At 64.9% G+C, this 17638-nt stretch carries 19 protein-coding genes; 9 read left to right on the top strand and 10 right to left on the bottom strand.

Annotation, left to right across the window (positions count from 1 at the left end; translation table 11 throughout):
• Window positions 1–68 precede the first annotated feature (68 nt).
• The 6 genes from fliQ (at window position 69) to ACM42_RS35860 (ending at window position 7196) form a co-directional block, all read left to right on the top strand.
• Window positions 69–332, top strand: coding sequence for a flagellar biosynthesis protein FliQ (gene fliQ / locus ACM42_RS35885; RefSeq protein ID WP_028180904.1), 264 nt, complete (start codon window positions 69–71; stop codon window positions 330–332).
• A 17-nt stretch (window positions 333–349) separates the two neighbouring features.
• A complete protein-coding gene (gene fliR / locus ACM42_RS35880) occupies window positions 350–1120 on the top strand; it encodes a flagellar biosynthetic protein FliR (RefSeq protein ID WP_194393047.1) in 771 nt (256 codons plus the stop codon).
• 12 nt (window positions 1121–1132) lie between these two features.
• Window positions 1133–2212: a flagellar biosynthesis protein FlhB gene (gene flhB, locus ACM42_RS35875; protein WP_271533113.1), complete on the top strand. Its 1080-nt coding sequence runs from the start codon at window positions 1133–1135 to the stop codon at window positions 2210–2212.
• 154 nt (window positions 2213–2366) lie between these two features.
• Window positions 2367–4946: a cell cycle histidine kinase CckA gene (cckA, locus tag ACM42_RS35870; RefSeq protein ID WP_271533111.1), complete on the top strand. Its 2580-nt coding sequence runs from the start codon at window positions 2367–2369 to the stop codon at window positions 4944–4946.
• Between the two features lie 284 nt (window positions 4947–5230).
• Entirely contained in the window at window positions 5231–6238 is a 1008-nt protein-coding gene (locus ACM42_RS35865; protein ID WP_028180900.1) for a Tim44 domain-containing protein, read from the top strand.
• A 250-nt stretch (window positions 6239–6488) separates the two neighbouring features.
• Window positions 6489–7196 (top strand): glutathione S-transferase, encoded by a 708-nt coding sequence (locus ACM42_RS35860; RefSeq protein ID WP_271533108.1) that lies wholly within the window; start codon window positions 6489–6491, stop codon window positions 7194–7196.
• A 28-nt stretch (window positions 7197–7224) separates the two neighbouring features.
• Here the strand turns inward: ACM42_RS35860 and ACM42_RS35855 are convergent, their stop codons facing one another.
• The 3 genes from ACM42_RS35855 to ACM42_RS35845 all read right to left on the bottom strand — a co-directional run bounded on the left by ACM42_RS35855 (window position 7225) and on the right by ACM42_RS35845 (window position 8975).
• On the bottom strand, window positions 7225–7899 hold the full coding sequence (locus tag ACM42_RS35855) for a methyltransferase family protein (protein WP_271533105.1): 675 nt from the start codon (window positions 7897–7899) through the stop codon (window positions 7225–7227).
• A 116-nt stretch (window positions 7900–8015) separates the two neighbouring features.
• Window positions 8016–8189, bottom strand: a complete 174-nt coding sequence (locus tag ACM42_RS35850; RefSeq protein WP_194393053.1) for a hypothetical protein — start codon at window positions 8187–8189, stop codon at window positions 8016–8018.
• Window positions 8190–8501: 312 nt separating this feature from the next.
• Window positions 8502–8975, bottom strand: coding sequence for a hypothetical protein (locus tag ACM42_RS35845; RefSeq protein ID WP_271533103.1), 474 nt, complete (start codon window positions 8973–8975; stop codon window positions 8502–8504).
• 210 nt (window positions 8976–9185) lie between these two features.
• Here ACM42_RS35845 and ACM42_RS35840 point away from each other — a divergent pair, with 210 nt between their 5' ends.
• Complete coding sequence (locus ACM42_RS35840; RefSeq protein WP_271533101.1) at window positions 9186–10841, top strand: fumarate hydratase; 1656 nt, start codon at window positions 9186–9188, stop codon at window positions 10839–10841.
• A gap of 170 nt (window positions 10842–11011) precedes the next feature.
• Here the strand turns inward: ACM42_RS35840 and ACM42_RS35835 are convergent, their stop codons facing one another.
• The 6 genes from ACM42_RS35835 to ACM42_RS35810 all read right to left on the bottom strand — a co-directional run bounded on the left by ACM42_RS35835 (window position 11012) and on the right by ACM42_RS35810 (window position 15336).
• Window positions 11012–11935 carry an SH3 domain-containing protein gene (locus ACM42_RS35835; protein ID WP_271533099.1) on the bottom strand — a complete coding sequence of 308 codons (924 nt, stop codon included), beginning with the start codon at window positions 11933–11935 and terminating at the stop codon, window positions 11012–11014.
• Between the two features lie 17 nt (window positions 11936–11952).
• Window positions 11953–12249 (bottom strand): hypothetical protein, encoded by a 297-nt coding sequence (locus ACM42_RS35830; protein ID WP_028181202.1) that lies wholly within the window; start codon window positions 12247–12249, stop codon window positions 11953–11955.
• A gap of 104 nt (window positions 12250–12353) precedes the next feature.
• Complete coding sequence (locus ACM42_RS35825; protein WP_271533097.1) at window positions 12354–12908, bottom strand: inner membrane-spanning protein YciB; 555 nt, start codon at window positions 12906–12908, stop codon at window positions 12354–12356.
• Between the two features lie 12 nt (window positions 12909–12920).
• The gene (locus ACM42_RS35820; protein ID WP_271533095.1) at window positions 12921–13496 is read right to left on the bottom strand and encodes a hypothetical protein; all 576 of its coding nucleotides are present in this window, start codon (window positions 13494–13496) and stop codon (window positions 12921–12923) included.
• A 77-nt stretch (window positions 13497–13573) separates the two neighbouring features.
• On the bottom strand, window positions 13574–13837 hold the full coding sequence (locus ACM42_RS35815) for a hypothetical protein (protein ID WP_271533093.1): 264 nt from the start codon (window positions 13835–13837) through the stop codon (window positions 13574–13576).
• Window positions 13838–13944: 107 nt separating this feature from the next.
• A complete protein-coding gene (locus tag ACM42_RS35810) occupies window positions 13945–15336 on the bottom strand; it encodes a carotenoid oxygenase family protein (RefSeq protein WP_271533091.1) in 1392 nt (463 codons plus the stop codon).
• A 105-nt stretch (window positions 15337–15441) separates the two neighbouring features.
• Between ACM42_RS35810 and ACM42_RS35805 the strand changes: the two genes are divergently transcribed.
• The gene (locus ACM42_RS35805; protein WP_271533089.1) at window positions 15442–16167 is read left to right on the top strand and encodes a TetR/AcrR family transcriptional regulator; all 726 of its coding nucleotides are present in this window, start codon (window positions 15442–15444) and stop codon (window positions 16165–16167) included.
• 55 nt (window positions 16168–16222) lie between these two features.
• On the opposite strand, the gene ACM42_RS35800 is transcribed toward ACM42_RS35805, so the two are convergent.
• Window positions 16223–16828, bottom strand: coding sequence for a hypothetical protein (locus tag ACM42_RS35800; protein ID WP_271533087.1), 606 nt, complete (start codon window positions 16826–16828; stop codon window positions 16223–16225).
• 163 nt (window positions 16829–16991) lie between these two features.
• Here ACM42_RS35800 and ACM42_RS35795 point away from each other — a divergent pair, with 163 nt between their 5' ends.
• Complete coding sequence (locus ACM42_RS35795) at window positions 16992–17558, top strand: SET domain-containing protein (RefSeq protein WP_271533719.1); 567 nt, start codon at window positions 16992–16994, stop codon at window positions 17556–17558.
• Window positions 17559–17638 lie beyond the last annotated feature (80 nt).

The raw sequence follows: 17638 nt of genomic DNA, 5'->3' as shown, positions 1-17638 counted from the left end.
TTCCCATTCGCCGTTCGCTGCTCGCGATTCGCCTCCTTCGAGCCGTCAACGAACAGCGGAATTGCCAAATGACCGGACCTGAAACCCTCGACGTCGCACGCGATGCGATCTGGACCATCGTGATCGTGTCCTCGCCGCTGATGGTGGTCGGCCTCGTGGTCGGCGTCATCGTGTCGCTGTTCCAGGCGCTGACGCAGATCCAGGAGCAGACGCTGATCTACGTGCCGAAGATCCTGGCCATCTTCGCCACGATGCTACTGGCGCTGCCGTTCATGGCCGACTCGCTCCACGCCCACATGATGCGTATATCGTCGCGAATCATCGGCGGCTGAGGCAAGATGCGTAGATTATGCGCATCGACGTCTCGCTGCTGCCGGCGCTCGCCGCTTCCTTCATGCTCGCCTTCGCCCGGGTCGGCGCGATGGTGATGCTGCTGCCAGGGCTGGGCGAGACCAACATCCCGACGCGGATAAAGCTGTCGATCGCGCTGATGCTCACGCTGATCATCCTGCCGCTGCATCGAAACGCCTACCAGGTCGACATGGGCTCGCTCGCGCCGCTGCTGGTCCTGATGCTGCATGAGATCGCGATCGGTATCGTGCTGGGCGCGACCGCGCGCGTGACGCTGTCGGCGCTCCAGGTTGCGGGATCCGTGATCGCGCAACAGATGGGGCTCGGTTTCGTCACCTCGGTCGATCCGACGCAGGGGCAGCAGGGCGTGCTGGTCGGCAACTTCCTGACCATTCTTGGCGTGACGCTGCTGTTTGCCACCGACAGCCATCATCTGGTGATCGCCGCGCTGAACGACAGCTATACGATCTTCTCGCCGGGCGAGACCGTATCGAGCGGCGATGTCGCCTCGCTGGCGACGCGCGCCTTCACCGCCGCGTTCCGTCTGGGCTTGCAGCTCTCGGGGCCGTTCCTGGTGTTCGGCCTCGTCTTCAACATCGGGCTCGGCGTGCTGGCGCGATTGATGCCGCAGATGCAGGTCTATTTCGTCGGCGTGCCGCTGTCGATCTTCGCAGGCTTCCTGGTGCTCGCCGTGGTGCTGACCGCGATGATGGGCACGTTTCTCGATTATTTCATCGGTGTCATGCACCAGATGATGCCGCTCAAGTGACGGGGTCGATCGATGGCGGAAGACAACGATCCCGAAAGTCAAACAGAAGACCCGACGCAAAAGCGCCTGGACGATGCGCTCGAACGCGGCGACGTCGCCAAGAGCCAGGAGATCAACACCTGGTTCATGATGGCGGGCGGCACGCTCGTGGTCTCGACCTTCTCGGGCTCGGTCGGCAGCGGGCTGCTGACGCCGATGCGCAACCTGCTCGCCAATTCCTGGATGATCAAGACCGACGGCAAGGCTCTGCTCGCGCTGATGCAGCAGATCGAATTCGTCGTGCTCGCGGCCGTCGGCGTCCCCCTCCTGATGCTGATGCTGGCGGCGATTGCCGGCAACATGCTCCAGCACCGCCTGGTGTGGTCGGCCGAATCCCTGAAACCCAAATTCAACAAGATTTCGCCCGGCGCCGGCTTCAAGCGCATCTTCGGCAAGCAGGCAGCCGCCAATTTTCTCAAAGGCATCGGCAAGCTGGTCTTGCTCGGCGCGGTCATGACCATGGTCCTGTGGCCGGAGCGGCATCGCATGGAGGCGATGGTCCGGCTCGATCCGGCCGCCATGCTCGGCGCGACCACCAGCATGACCATTCATCTGCTCGGAGCGGTGGTCGCGGCGCTCGCGATCGTCGCCATCGCCGATTATTTCTTCCAGTACCGAAGCTGGTTCCAGCGGCAGAAGATGTCGCTTCAGGAGATCAAGGAAGAATTCAAGCAATCCGAAGGTGACCCGCACATCAAGGGCAAGATCAGGCAGTTGCGGCAGCAGCGCGCCAAGAAGCGCATGATGGCGGCGGTTCCCAAGGCCTCCGTGATCATCACCAACCCGACCCACTATTCGGTGGCGCTGTCCTACGAGCGGGGCATGTCGGCGCCGATCTGCGTCGCCAAGGGCGTCGACAACCTCGCCTTCAAGATCCGGGAGATCGCGCGCGAGCACGACATCCCGATCGTGGAGAACGTTCCGCTGGCCCGGGCGCTCTACGCCACCGTCGATATCGACCAGGAAATCCCGACCGAGCACTATCATGCGGTCGCCGAAGTCATCGGCTACGTCATGCGGCTGAGGCGCGGATTCAGCGCCGGGCGGGGATAAAACACCCGAAAAATACCGGAAATGGCCGTAATCTGGGAATCAGCGTACCTTTCGCCGCTGCTGCCCTTGCACCTTTGGGTCCGATTCAGGCAGGGAGGACCCCACGCGCCCCGTAACGCGTTGATTCTCTGCCGACAGGCTGCGCCAGCTCGAGATGACTGCTGAGACCGACCACGACCTCACACGCGAGCCCGTTGCGGCGCACGAGCCGTCGCCGCGCTCGGGCAGCATTGCGCTGGTGCTGCTGGTGGCCGCCGGCCTCGTCGCGGTCGCCGTCGGGCTGATGACGCTCGGGCGCGCGCAGGCGCAGCCCTATATCCTGGGCATCCTCGCCGTGCTGGCGATGGTCGGCCTGTTCAACCTGTTCGCCTTCGCCGCCGGCATCATCCGCTTCGCGGACCGCAATCTCGATGATCCCATCATTGGCCACATTTCCGATCACGCGTTCGACGGGCTCGCAGTCACCGATGCGCGCGGACACGTGGTTTATTCCAACGCCGCCTATCTGACGCTGACCGGCGCCAGCGGCCCCCAGGACGTGCGTCCCGTCGAGCGTGTCTTCATCGGCAACCCTGATGTCTCCGAAGCGGTGTTCCGCCTGCTCAAGGCCGCCCGCGAAGGAAAGCGGCAGCAGGAAGAGGTGCGCATCTCCGGCCAAGACGGCAGCCAGGGCCGCTGGTTGCGCATGCGGGTGCGCCCGCTCGGCACCGGAAAGCGCGAGGCGAAATACGCGGTGTGGTCGATCGCCGACATCACCCGGGACCGCGAACGCCAGGAGGACGTGTTCCAGGAGCTCCAGCACGCGATCGAATATCTCGATCACGCGCCGTGCGGCTTCTTCTCGGTCAATCCGGTCGGAGAGCTCGCCTATGTCAATGCGACGCTGGCGAACTGGCTCGACTACGATCTCGCCGAGATCGGTTCGGGCGGCCTCAAGCTCACCGACATCGTCTCCGGCGACGGCGCCTCGCTGCTGACCTCGATCGTGGCGGTGCCGGGCGAGGTGAAGACCGAGGTTTTCGACATCGACCTGCGCATGCGCACCGGCAAGACCATGCCGGTGCGGCTCTATCACAAGCTCGCCTTCGGCGCCGACGGTGCGCCAGGGCCGTCGCGCACGCTCGTGATCAGCCGCGCCCGCGACGAGCGCAGCGACCCCGACCGCGCCGCCGAAGTGCGCTTCATGCGCTTTTTCGACCACACGCCGATGGCGATCGCGACCGTCGATCGCGCCGGCAATGTCGTGCGAGCCAATGCGCGCTATGCCAAGCTCGGACAGGCGCTCGGGCTCGACAGCGCCAGCAAGTCGATCTTCCGCGCGGTCAGCTCGCGCGACCGGCAGCTTTTGATCGCCGCCATCAACCAGGCCGCCGAGGGCAAGGCCGACATCGCGCCGGTCGAGGTGGCGCTGGAAGGGGGCAAGGAGCGCTGGGGCCAGTTCTTCGTCACGCCGGTCGATACGGCCGAGAACGAGGCGGAAGCCGCCATCGTGCACATGCTTGAGACCACCGAGCGGCGCGCGCTGGAGAACCAGATCAACCAGTCCCAGAAGATGGAGACGGTCGGCCAGCTCGCCGGCGGCATCGCCCACGACTTCAACAACGTGCTGTCCGCCATCATGATGGCGAACGACTTCCTGCTGAACGCGCACAAGCCGACCGACCCGTCGTTCCAGGACATCATGCAGATCAAGCAGAACGCGACGCGCGCCGCGACCCTGGTGCGGCAGCTGCTCGCATTCTCGCGCCGCCAGACGCTGCGGCCGCAGGTGCTCGATCTCGGCGACGCGCTGTCCGATCTCACCATGCTGCTGCGCCGGCTGATCGGCGAGAAGGTCAAGCTCGACCTCGTCCACGGCCGCGACCTCTGGCCGGTGAAGGTCGATGTCTCCCAGTTCGAGCAGGTGATCGTCAATCTCGCGGTGAACGCGCGCGACGCCATGCCCGATGGCGGCAAGCTGATCATCCGCACCGCCAACGTCACCACCGACGACGCCGCGAAGCTCGCCTACAAGGGCATGCCGGCTGCGGATTATGTCCGGATCGAGGTCGCCGACACCGGCACCGGCATTCCCGCCGACATCCGCGACAAGATCTTCGAGCCGTTCTTCTCGACGAAGGAAGTGGGCAAGGGCACCGGCCTCGGGCTCTCCACCGTCTACGGCATCGTCAAGCAGACCGGCGGCTTCATCTATGTCGATTCCGAGCCGGGGCAGGGCACCTCGTTCCATATCTTCCTGCCGCGCCATCACGCCGAGCAGGACGTGCAGGTCGAGCAGCCGGCAGCCGCGGCCAGCGCGACCGGCGGCGTCGCGAAGGAAGCCGCGCCCGCCGAGGCCAAGCCGCGCACCGATCTCACCGGCCAGGGCACCATCCTGCTGGTCGAGGACGAGGAGGGCCTGCGCGCGCTCAACGCCCGCGGCCTGCGCTCGCGCGGCTACACGGTGGTCGAGGCCGAGAACGGCGTCGAGGCCATGGAGATGCTGGAGGAGCAGAGCGGCGCAATCGATCTCGTCGTCTCCGACGTCGTGATGCCCGAAATGGACGGCCCGACGCTGCTGAAGGCGATGCGGGAAAAGAACCCCGACATCAAGTTCATCTTCGTCTCGGGCTATGCCGAGGACGCGTTCGAGAAGAGCCTGCCCGAAGGCCAGCAATTCGACTTCCTGCCGAAGCCCTTCACGCTCAGCCAGCTCGTGGCGGCGGTAAAGGAGACGATGACGAAGCAGGGGTGAGAGCCTCGATGCCGTCACTGCGAGGAGCCGTTGCGACGAAGCAATTCAGCTGCTCTCTCGGAGAGATTCTGGATTGCTTCCGCTGCGCACGCAATGACAGGGAAAAAGCGGAATTTTCGTCGAAAGAGCGCCGGTAACCCGCGGCCACGGTTCCCTGCCACGCCCGGCCAAGCCCACGCCAAATATGGGCTTTTGCCACATCCCCGCGACTGAGGGCCGCAGTCACGGGCTCCGAAACCGGCTTCACTTTTCGGGAAGTCTGCCCATCTTAAGCGCACATCCCCATGCCGGGGATTTGGGAAACGCACATGACTTTCTCGCTTCGCTCCCGCAGTCTCTTCAAGGCGATCGCCGTCGTGCTGGCGCTTGCGCTGCCGACTGCACTCGCGATCTCGTCCGCCGACGCGCGCGCCGGCGGCGGCATGTCGTCGGGTTCGCGCGGTTCGCGCTCTTATTCGGCCCCGCCGTCGACCACGACCGCGCCGGGCTCGACCTCGCAGTTCAATCGCACCTACACCCAGCCGGGCGCAGGCATGAATTCGGCTGCCTCCGCGCCTGCGCGCGGCGGCCTGTTCGGCCGGGCTGGCGGCTTCATGGGCGGCCTTGCGGCCGGCTTCCTCGGCGCTGGCCTGCTCGGCATGCTGTTCGGCGGCGGCCTGTTCGGCGGCCTCGGCGGCCTGTCCTCGATCCTCGGCCTGATCATCCAGATCGCGCTCGTTGTGCTGGTGGTGCGGCTGGCCATGTCGTGGTGGCAGCGCCGTCACGCCCCGCGGGCGGCTTATGCCAATGCAAATGCTGATGCAGGCGCAGCGCCTGGACCGCAGACGAGCCATCGCAGCGGTCTTGCCGGTGGTCTTGGCGGCTTCGGCTTCGGTGCCAACAACGCGCCGCTCGAGATCAAGCCGGACGACTATGAGGCGTTCGAGCGCCTGCTCGGCGAGGTTCAGACCGCCTGGTCGAACGAGGACGTGGCCAAGCTGCACACGCTCGCGACGCCGGAAATGGTCTCCTATTTCGAGCAGGACCTTGCCCAGAACCGTGCGCGCAACGTCGTCAACAAGGTGACCGACGTCAAGCTGCTGCAGGGCGACCTCGCGGAAGCCTGGCGGGAAGGCGAGACCGAATACGCCACGGTGGCGCTGCGCTTCGCGCTCACCGACAAGACGGTCGACCGCAACACCGGCGCCATCGTTGCCGGCAGCGAGCAGCCGGGCGAGGCGACCGAGATCTGGACGTTTGCCCGCAGGCCGGGCAGCGGCTGGGAATTGTCGGCGATCCAGCAGACCAACTGATCGCAAGCGGTTTGCGAGGAAGGGCGTCGTGCCTCGGGTACGGCGCCCTTTTCGTTGGGCCCACCGCTCTCTTCGCGCCAGTGCGAGCATTGCAAAGCAATCCGGAATCCCTTCCGCGGAACGACTCCGGATTGCTTCGCTGCGCACGCAATGACGGAGTGTTTAGCGCCAGCCGTCGCTGCGGCGCTGACGGAACCTTGCGGCGAGTGATACATTGGTTCCGTCGCTCCACGTGCACGGATCCCCTCCCATGAAATACGAGCTCTATTACTGGCCCGAGATCCAGGGCCGCGGCGAATATGTGCGGCTGGCGCTGGAGGAGGCGGGGGCCGATTACGTCGATGTCGCGCGCGGTCCGCGCGGGACTGCCGCGATGATGAAGATGATGGATGCGCACGAGGGCACGCCGCCTTTTGCGCCGCCGTTCCTGAAAGCAGGCAAGCTCGTCATCGGCCAGACGGCCAACATCCTGCTCTATCTCGGCGCCCGCCATGGGCTTGCGCCGAAGACGGAAGCCGGCAGGCTCTGGGTGCACCAGCTTCAGCTCACGATCACGGACTTCGTCGTCGAGATCCACGACACCCATCATCCGCTCGGGCCCTCGCTCTATTATGAGGACCAGAAGGCACCGGCGAAGAAGCGCACGGCCGAGTTCTGGGAGGAGCGCGTGCCGAAATACCTCGGCTATTTCGAGCGCCTTCTCGATGGGAGCGGCGGCACCTATGTCACCGGTCGCCGCCTGACTTACGTCGATCTCTCGCTATTCCAGATCGTCGACGGGCTGCGTTATGCCTTCCCCAGGCGCATGAAGGCGTTCGAAGCGGATGTCCCGGGCCTTGTCGGTCTGCACGACCGCATCGCCGCGCGGCCGAACATCAAGGCCTATCTCGAAAGCGAGCGCCGCATTCCCTTCAACGAGCAGGGTATCTTCCGCCGCTACCGCGAGCTGGATGGTTAGCCGGTCCGGACGGGACAATGATCAGCCCTCACCAGACGCCGGGGAGGAGGCGATAGCGCACCCGCGCCGCATATTCGGTATAGCCCGGCAGGCCCTCGCGCAGCGTGCGCTCCTCGATGGAGATGCGGACCGCGAGCAAGGCGATGAAGAGCGGCAGCATCGCAAGTCCCCACCACGACCCCAGCAGCAACGGCAGGCCGGCGAAGAACAGCACCATGCCGCTGTACATGGGATGGCGGACATGGGCATAGGGACCGGTCGAGATCACGTGCTGCGCACGCTCGGTCTGCAGCTTCACCACTGGGGCGGCGAATGAGTTCTCGCGGAAGACCCACATGATGAACAGTGTCGAGGCCAGGAACAGCACGAGGCCGAGCGCCTGCAACGTAGTCGGCACGTCGGAGGATTGAAGGCGCCGGTCAAACCCCATCACGACCAGCCAGGCCAGCATCGCGAACACGAAGGCCGTCATGAACATCTTGTCCGCGGCGGGCTGATCCTTTTGCAGCACCGGCCGCAGACGTTCGGCCAGCAGCGCCGGATCGATCCGGTAGAGCCACCAGCCGCAGAGCGGGCCGAGGAGCGCGGAGGTGGCGAGGAACGTCCAGGCCGACGGCCACTGCAGTGTTCCGGCGCATGCGAACAGCACCGCGCCCATTGCGACGACGAAGACCGTGTTCTGCAACAGCAGGCGTGCGATCATGCGCAGGTCCCGGGTGAGCGGCGCACGATATTGGTGCAGCTATCCGGCAAAGATGCGGCCGGACGCGCGAAAGGCCCGATCGACCGGATCGGGCGCTTCAGCCGTGGCAAGCCTGATCAGGCGAGCTGATCGATCCGCGTGCCCTGGCCCGGCGGCAGGGGCGCGGGCGGTTGCGGCTTGAAGGTCGGATCCTCGTCCTTGACCTTGGTCTGGTCGTCCTGCTGCTTGGTCGTGTCGTAGTTAGGGACCACGATCGCGATCGGCGGGGGCGCCACGGTGGAAACTTTCATCCACAAATCCTCACATATGGAAACAATTCAGCCTGCCCTGCGAGGAGCGAAATTTCCTTCAAGCCAATCGCTAAAATGCGAGGGAAATGGTGCGGTGGGATGGGCTGCTTTTCAGCGTCACGTGCCGGTCTGCGTGAAACGACGAGACCTCTCCTCGCCATCGCGAGGGGCTCTTGCGACGAAGCGATCCAGACTGCTTCTGCCGATGGATTTCCGGATTGCTTCGCTTCGCTCGCAATGACGGAGCATGTGGCGAGTTGCGTCGCGCCACATGCGCATCGTGTCCGCAGCGAGAGCGGGGCTGCGCCCCGCCTATTCGTCCTTGCCGCGGGTGATCGCGATGGAAGCCTCCGTCTTGGAGCGGGTGCATTCCATGTTGAGCCGGCGATAGCGCATGCTGACCTTGTCGCCGCGCAACAGGCCCATCCGCTTCAGGCAGCGTGTCGCGCCCGTCGTCGTGTCGTCCTTCGTCACGGTGAAGACGATCGCGGCCATCGATCCCACCAGCGCATAGAACTCCGGCTTGGGCTTGCGATCACCTTTGGCATAGAGCTCGATCGAGTACTTGTCGCCGCGGCAGGCGACGGACAGTTCCTTGGCCGCCGGGTGCGTCATGTAGACGACGTTGGCCGCCCGGAAATTCACCTTCAGGCGATCGACCTGGTTTGCAAGCTCCTTGGCGCTGTCGTCGCAGCGGTCGGCGCGCGCGGGTGAGGCGAGGGCCACAAGGCCGGCGATGGCGGCGGCGACCAGGATCGCGCCGCGGACGTTCAAGTTCAATGTCATGATGAAAAGCCCCTTAGCGCGCGCATTCAAGCGTCGGCGGGCCCGAAGCGCAAGGGCGGGCGGAGGCATTTCCACGAGCTGTGCCAATGCCTTCCCGAGCCCGGCCAGCCTCTCCCATGCGCACCGCTCCCTTTCTTTTCTGGCCAAAATGCGCTTAGAACCCTTCTATGCCTAGAGGCCCGCGAGGCCCCGAAACCCGAGATCCGCCCCATGAACGCTCCCACCGCCTTTCCCGATCAGTCCAAGCCCGTTCCGCCCTACAAGCACACCCCGCTGTTCCCGCTGGGCAAGGACGAGACGCCCTACAAGAAGATTTCGTCCGAGGGCGTCAGGGTCGAGAAGGTCCTCGGCAAGGACATGCTGGTGGTGTCGCGCGAGGCGTTGCGGGCGCTGTCGGAGGCGGCTTTTGGCGACATCAACCATTACCTGCGGCCCGGGCATCTGAAGCAGCTCCGCGCGATCCTGGAGGACGGCGAGGCGAGCCCGAACGACAAGTTCGTTGCGCTCGACTTCCTGAAGAACGCTAACATCGCGGCCGGCGGCGTGCTGCCGATGTGCCAGGACACCGGCACCGCGATCATCATGGGCAAGAAGGGGTGCAACGTCATCACCGACGGTGACGACGAGGCCGCGCTGTCGGAAGGCGCGCGCGACGCGTATCTCCGGCGCAATCTGCGTTACTCGCAGGTCGCGCCGCTCTCGATGTACGAGGAGAAGAATACCGCCAACAACATGCCGGCGCAGTGCGAGATCTACGCCGAGGGCGATGATGCCTACAAGTTCATGTTCATGGCGAAGGGCGGCGGTAGCGCCAACAAGAGCTTTCTGTTCCAGGCGACGCCCTCGGTGCTGACCAAGGACCGGCTGCTCGCTTTCCTCAAGGAGAAGATCCTCACGCTCGGCACCGCGGCGTGCCCGCCCTATCACCTCGCCATCGTGATCGGCGGCACCTCGGCCGAGCTGTGCATGAAGACGGTGAAGCTTGCCTCAGCGCGCTATCTCGACGCGCTGCCGACGCACGGCTCGCCCGACGGCAACGCCTTCCGCGACGTCGAGATGGAGAAGGAAATCCATGAGATGACGCAGTCGCTCGGCGTCGGCGCGCAGTTCGGCGGGAAATATTTCTGCCACGACGTGCGCGTGATCCGTATGCCGCGCCACGGCGCATCGCTCCCGATCGGGCTTGGCGTGTCCTGCTCTGCCGACCGCCAGGTGCTCGGCAAGATCACCAAGGACGGCGTCTATCTGGAAGAGCTCGAGCACAACCCGGCGCAGTACTTGCCCCAGGTCGAGCAGTCGCTCGGCGGCGAGGTCGTCAAGATCGACCTCAACCAGCCGATGAAGGACATCCTGGCGACGTTCTCGAAATATCCGATCAAGACGCGCGTCTCGATGACCGGGACCATGATCGTCGCGCGCGATAGCGCGCATGCCAAGCTGCGCGAGCGGCTGGAGAAGGGCGAGCCGCTGCCGGACTATTTCAAGAACCACCCGGTCTACTATGCCGGCCCCGCCAAGACGCCCGAAGGCTACGCCTCCGGCGCGTTCGGTCCGACTACTGCGGGCCGCATGGATTCCTTCGTCGACCAGTTCCAGGCCGCCGGCGGCTCGATGGTGATGGTGGCCAAGGGCAACCGCGCGCCCGCCGTGCGCGAGGCCTGCAAGAAATATGGCGGCTTCTATCTCGGCTCGATCGGCGGCGCCGCCGCGAACCTCGCCGAGCACTGCATCAAGAAGGTCGAGGTGCTCGAATATCCCGAGCTCGGCATGGAAGCGATCTGGCGCATCGAAGTCGTCGATTTCCCGGCGTTCATCATCATCGATGACAAGGGGAACGACTTCTTCAAGGAGTTGAACCTGGGCTAGCCTTACATACCGCGCACGCGCGCAGTGATGTCACATGTGCCTTCGCAGGAGACCGTCATGCCCGGGCTTGTCCCGGGCATCCACGTTCTTCGTGCCGCGAGGAAGGCGGCGGATGGCCGGGACAAGCCAAGGTCAAGCCCGGCCATGACGATGCGGAAGCTTCCGCGGCCCTAACTGCAATTCGTGACCTGGTTCGAGCACAGCGCGCGCCACCAGCCGCGGACGCCGTCGTGGCTCTCGACGAGGCCCCAGAGGCCGCTGCACGCGAAGATGCGCCTCGGGCCGCCGTCGGTGTCGAGCGCGCCGCCGAGCTCGCGCTGCGCCGGCATCCATTTCGCATCGACGAAGGGTGCCTGGAACAGCCCGCCCATGCGCGTGGCGCCATTGGCATAGGCCGCACCCACCTTGTTGGAGGCGACCCAGCCGCGCCCGGCATAGGGCTTTGGCGCGCTGCGCGGATATCTCTTCTCGTCCTCGTAGTCCTTGCCCGGCGGTTTGGCGCCCTCGATCAGGAACCAGCCATCCTTGAAACCGATGATGCGGAATTCGGTGAGCCAGCCGCCCTCGGGCGTGTTCTCGCTGCCGCCGAGCTTCAGCCGATAGGGCGGCGGCAACGTGCCGAGCACGCGGGCCTTCGTTGAGGGCTCGGCGCGCACATTGAGGCCGCCCGGGTCCTTGTCGATGGACCAGGCGCCGAGATCGCAGGGCTCGGTGCCTGCGGGCAGGCTGGCGCGCTTGGCGGCGAGATCGGCGTGCAGCTTTGCGAAATCGGTGTCGTCATTGTCAGGATCGGGCCCGGTGCGCGGCTTCAACTCCGCCGAGACTGCGCGCGCCCCATCCGCCGTCAGCGTGACCACGAGCGCCTGGCGTGCGGCGAACACGCTTGCGGGCGTCTTCGGATCATTCGATCTCGCGGGGTCAACGGCGAGATAACCGGTCGAGCCATCGGTCCGATAGGCGGTGCCGGCCACAAAGTCTGGCGGCACCATGGCGAGCGCGCTTGCGCGCCACGCCGGTTCGGTGTCTTCCGCGTGCGCCGCCACCGATGCTGCGACACACAGCAACGTCGCCGCTACGAGGCGGATGTTGGGCATGTGCCGAAGCCGCGGCGTTACGCCCGTACGCCCGTAAACGGAAAGCTGCCCATCGGGCCGATGCCCATCTCGCCGCTCATGCTGTCGCCGGAGACCTTTCCGATGAACTCGAGGGTCAGCGGCATCGGATTGGTGATGGAAACCTTCCAGTTGACGGCGTCGCCACTGATGGTGCCGTCGAAGATCTCTGCGGTGTTGCCCTCTGCGCCCTGCGTGCCTGTCAGCGTGCCGCCGGAACTCAGCAGGGTCAGCGTCGCCTGGCGCTCGCCCATCGGCGTCGTCATCGTCAGATTCCAGTTGCCGTCTACGGCCATTCCCGTCTCCCGAGCAGATTTCGGCGGTCCGCGACGATCCGCGGCCGTCCTGAGCGAGGCTATAGCCCAACTCGCAGCTCCTGCCTAACCCTGCGCTACGACATTTAGGCGCGGGCGGCGGCACGCCGGCGGCTGGTGACGATGAGGCGCAGGACGACGTATTGCACGGCAAAGGCCAGGATCTTGCCGCCGCCTGCGACCACCGTGAGGTAGAACGCCCACAGTTTCAGATCGCCTGTGGAGGCGACCACGATCACGCCGGCGCCGATCACGAACATCAGCGCCGCCCAGGCATAGCCCGCAGCCGTCACATATTCCGGAACGGTCTCGACGACGATCGGCGGCATGTAGCGCAGCATCCAGCCGCGCTTGAGCATGATGAGGCCGATCGCGAAATGCGCGATCGCGGGCTTTGCCAGCATGAAGCGGGGATCATTGGTCAAGAGCGTGACCGTGCCCAGCACGACGACGAGCGCGAGGCTCGCATAGGTCATGTAGTTGAGCTCTTGTCCCTTGATGCGGGCGCAGACCACTTGCGCGAACGCGCCGGCGATCGCCACCGACGTCGCCAGGATGACGTTGTCGGTGATGAGATAGACGACCAGGAAGACGATGGCGGAGAAGAGGTCGGAGGCGAGGCGGGCGAATACGTCCTTCATCGTCGATCCTGTTCAGCGAGCATTGGGCAATGCGCGGGCAGGCGTACCGTACTTGATCTGGCAATGCTCGGGATACCACTTTGTGAAGTAAATCGCACTGTTGCGGGCGGCAAAAGCAACCGCAAGGCTCGACCAGAGCGGCAGGCCGGGGGCGTAGAGCAGCACGAGATTGGCGGCCGTCATCAACAGGGCGGCTGCCGTCCACGCGGCGGTGATGATGTAATTGGCGCGGAGAAAGCCGGGCATCGCCGCGGTCTCGGTCGGCACGGATTCGAGCGCATATTGCAGCGTGAACGGGCGGCGGATCAGCATCGAGCCCAGCGAGATGACGAAGATGCCGACATCGACCGACAGCTTGACGCCGAGCGTGCCGAGCGCGGGATCGATCAACGCAAGGTAAAGGCCGATCGCTGCGAATACGATTGCCGAGCCCGCGGCGAGGATTTTCACGGAGCGGCCGCGCGCGACATCGATCGCGACCGTGCCGAGGCAGATCGCGGAAGCCGCGAACACGCTTGAAGTGGCCGACGTCACCAGCATCAGAAAGGTGAAGGCGCCATAGGGCGCAAGGATCCCGAAAATCGTCATGGGTCGCCTCGGTCAAGCCGATCTTTACGATGTAAAGATTATTAGTTCAAGGACGAGGTCTGGGTCAAGCAAAATCTTTACAGTGTCAAAATAACGTAGGCGACCTCCAAAAAGTGAAGTACTGCAACCATTTGGTCGAACAATTCGTCGGCTAGCTCCGCCCATGGCAGGCGCGACAGGATCGGCAGCGCAGAGACGATGAGAAGGCCGGCGGCGAGCAGGATGCCGCCGTTGAAAATGGCATGGCTGCTTCGCCGCAGCCGGATCATTCGGAGGGCGAGCGTGATGCAGGCGAGGGCGAGGAGGGCGAAGCAGCCCGTGGTGATCGAGGGCATGTGCATGGGAAACTCCTCTTTCCGTCATTCGGGGCGACGCCAAGCGTGAACTAGGTGGCGCAATTGCTCATCATGGTTCGCGACTTCGTCGCGCCCCGGAATGACGATGATGGCTACGCCGCGCCCACCCAATTGCCGTGAAAGCCGTCGGGCACACGGTGCCCTAGATGGACGAGCGCGACCGGGCCGGCCTCGACATCGGTGGCGTTGAACACGGCGAGGTCGCTGCGGTTCTCACGCGCCCGCCAGATCACCGCCAGCAGCCAGCCGTCGCCCTCGGTCGCATCTTTCGATCGCTCGACGAACACCGGTTCGGAGATGGTGTCGCCGGCCGGCAGCAGGTAATGGCCGAGCCTTCGGCCGTTGCCGTCGACATGCACGATGCCCGACAGCGCGCCGAACATCGGCAGTTTCGGATTGGCGCAGGCGTACCAGCCGTGTCGGTTTTTCAGTCCGGCGCGGCGGTCGTCGATGCGGGGGAATTCGCCGGTGAGATCGTCGAGGTATGTCTGCTGGAAGCGGTCGGTATTGCCAGCGAGATCGAACGTCCAGCGGCAGTGGCGGGCCCGCGATTTCTCCGGATCGGTGGGGCGGCCATCGGGATGCGGAAACAGCGGCGCTTCCTCAAACTGCATGACGTCGGCGACGATGCGGTGACCGTCTTCCCACGCATTCATGACGTGGAAGACGTAACAGGCCTCGCTGCGAAACCAGACGATGTCCTTGGCGGTGCCGCTGCGCTTCATCACGCCGACATAGGCGCCCTTGTCCGGCTCCCAGGCATAGGGCGGCCGTCCGCTCATCGCGCGCTCCATGCTGCCCGTGATCGGGAGGATCGGAAACAGCACATGGTTTTCGGTGACGATGAAATCGTGCACCATGCTGGCATAGGGCGCCTCGAAGCGCTCGAAGCGCGTCGCCTTGCCGGATGCGTCGATCGATCCGTAGGAGAGGGCAGGCGTCAACGGTCCCGCGGCATTGTAGCCGAAGAACACCAGTTCGCCCGTGACGGGATCGATCTTCGGATGCGCGGTAAAACTGCCGGCGACGCGGCCCTGATAGTTGTGATAGCCGCGCGTCGCCAGCGTGCCCGGCTCGATCTCCGTGGGCAGGTGCGCTTCTTCCAGCGCGAGCAGCTTGCCGGCGTGGAAGATGATGTTGGTGTTGGCGACGCCACCATCGGTGAGGTTGGCCGGTGCATCCGGCAGCTTGCGGCCGAAGCCGCCGAACAGGGCCCGGCCGGCATCGTGCTCGGCGAGCCATTTCGGCGTGCGGACCCATCGGTTGCGATAGCTTGCGCGGCCGTTTTCGAGATGGAAGGCGTGCAGCATGCCGTCGCCCACGAACCAGTGCGCGCCGGGCGATTCGAACTGCGGATTGGGACCGTTGCGGTAGAGCGTGCCGTTCAGCTCGCGCGGCAATTCGCCGATGATCTTGAGGAAGGGCGCGTCGGCCTCGAACGGGATCGGTGCGATATTGTTGCGGCGCTCGGCGGCCTGCTGCACGGCGTTGCTCCCTATCTTTACATCGTAAAGATCAGATAATGCCGATTGCCGTTCCGGTCAAGCAAAATCTTTACACTGTCAATATCGCGTCATATAGCTTGTCCCATGGGCAAGAGCGAAACCGCGCGTAACCCGCGCACTCCGAAAAAGACATCGTCGGCAGCGAAGGCGCAGGCGCGTCCCGCACGGCGCCCGGCGGCTGCGAGGACCGAGACACCCTATCATCACGGTGCCCTGCGCGAGGCGCTGCTCAAGGCCGCCGAACGCGTGCTCGAGCGAGATGGGCTCGCCGGCCTGACATTGCGCGCGGTGGCGCGCGAGGCGGGCGTCTCGCATGCCGCGCCCACTCATCATTTCGGCGATCTCACGGGGCTTCTCAGCGAGCTCGCCGCCGTCGGCTTCCGCCAGTTCAACGCCGCGATGGCGTCGGCCTGCGATGCCGCCACAACGCCGCTCGAACGCGCGCTGGCGAGGCCGAAAGCCTATGTTGCCTATGCGCAGGCGCATCCCGGCATGTACGGCATCATGTTCCGCACCGAGCGGCTCGACTATTCGAGACCCTCACTGCACGAGGCCGCCGAGGCGTCCTTCGCGGGGCTTGCCAATGCGATCGGCATGATGCGGCAGGAGCAGATCAGCGAAGACGCGCTGACGCTGACCCAGGGCGCGGCGATCGCGCGCGCCTGGTCGATGGTGCACGGCTTCACGATGCTGCTGCTCGACGGGCGGCTCGAGGACATCCTCGATCGCTTGCCTGAGGGGACGACTGCCGAACGCCTGCTCGAGGCGATGCTGACGGCGCCGATCACTGGCAAGCCGACGGGCCCCTGATCCCAACGCAACTCCCGCCATGGTGAGGCGTCTATCGCCGCGCCAAGGCGAGAGGCTAGCGCATCGTGGCCAGCTCGACGGCGCGCCCGCTTGTGCCGATGATCTTCACCTTGTCCTTGCCGCACGTGAAGCCCCGGGCGAAATCGTCCGCGGCCTTGCGGGCGAGCTCATTGGCAGCCGGGTTGGCGATCGCGTCGACATAGGCGACGTGGCAGACCGGGCCCGGCGGGAGCCGGGTCACCACCAGCATGGCTTTGGTCTTCGGCCGTCCCTGCTTGTCGGGATCGGTGTTGTCCGCGATGTGCCAGCGCTGGATGATCGCAAACGGCTTTTCGCCGGCAGTGCGCCATTCGACGGTGATTTCCGATGAGTTGAACGGCGCGAACCAGACGTTGGCTGCCGGTTCCTCGGCCGCTTGCTTGCGATTGCGGCCGACGGAGACGATCTCGCGCAGATCATCCTCGGCGATCAGCACCACGAGTCCGTCCTTGCCCGGACACACCCGCGTGGTGCTGCCGTCGAGGTCACTGGGCTTGCCGATCTGGCGGCAGTCCTTCGGCGCCGTCGAGGTGTAGCTGCTGCCCACGGATTGGGCGTTGGCGCAGCCGAGGCCGGCGCAGATCAGCAGCGCGGTGAGCGATGGGGCGGTCATACGGATCATGATGACACTTCGAGGCAGCTGGAACTTGGTACCATCAGACGCCTTGACTGTGGGCAAGGTTCAAACAGCGCCGCCAGACACCTGACAGCGGCGCGGAATCGTTCTAGAAGAGCGGCTTCGCTTGGGCTCCTCCAGCCTCATTCGCGCCTTCGTACTCCTGATCATGCCAGCCACATCCTCGAACAAACCCTATCGCGTCGGCCGTTCCAAGACCGGGCTCGGCCTCTTCGCCACCAAACCGATCAAGAAGGGCACCCGGATCATCCGCTATTTCGGACCGATCCTGGATTCCAGGATTCCCGAGCAGGACGAGATCGAGAACAAATATCTGTTCGAGCTCAACGGCCGCTGGACCATCGACGGGTCGGTGCGCAAGAACCTCGCCCGCTACATCAACCATTCCTGCCGGCCCAACGCCGAATCCGACGTCCGGCCGCGCGAGCGCAAGGTCTTCATCCGCGCCATCAAGAACATCGAGCCGGGCGAGGAGATCAACTACGATTACGGCACCGACTATTTCAAAGCCTATCTGAAGCCGATCGGCTGCAAGTGCGACTCCTGCGAGAGGAAGCGCAAGAAGCTGCGCGCCGAGGCGCGAGCCGAACGCGCCACGGTGAAGGCGCGGGCCGAGCGCAAGGCCAAGAAGGCGGATACGAAGAGCGCGACGGCGAAAAAGAAGAAGTTGAACGGCAAGCACTTCGCCGGCAAGGTCGGTCGCGCAAGGGCATAACAAGCTCACGCTTCCTGCTCAGGTGTCACGGAGCCGGGACCGAACCATCCTCACGCCGCAGCTTGTCCGCATGGGTTGAT

Source organism: Bradyrhizobium sp. CCBAU 25338 (assembly GCF_028128965.1).
In the GTDB taxonomy this organism is placed as follows: Bacteria; Pseudomonadota; Alphaproteobacteria; order Rhizobiales; family Xanthobacteraceae; genus Bradyrhizobium; species Bradyrhizobium liaoningense.
The sequence above is the reverse complement of the archived record's forward strand: the minus strand, read 5'-3'. Positions and strand labels throughout refer to the sequence as shown.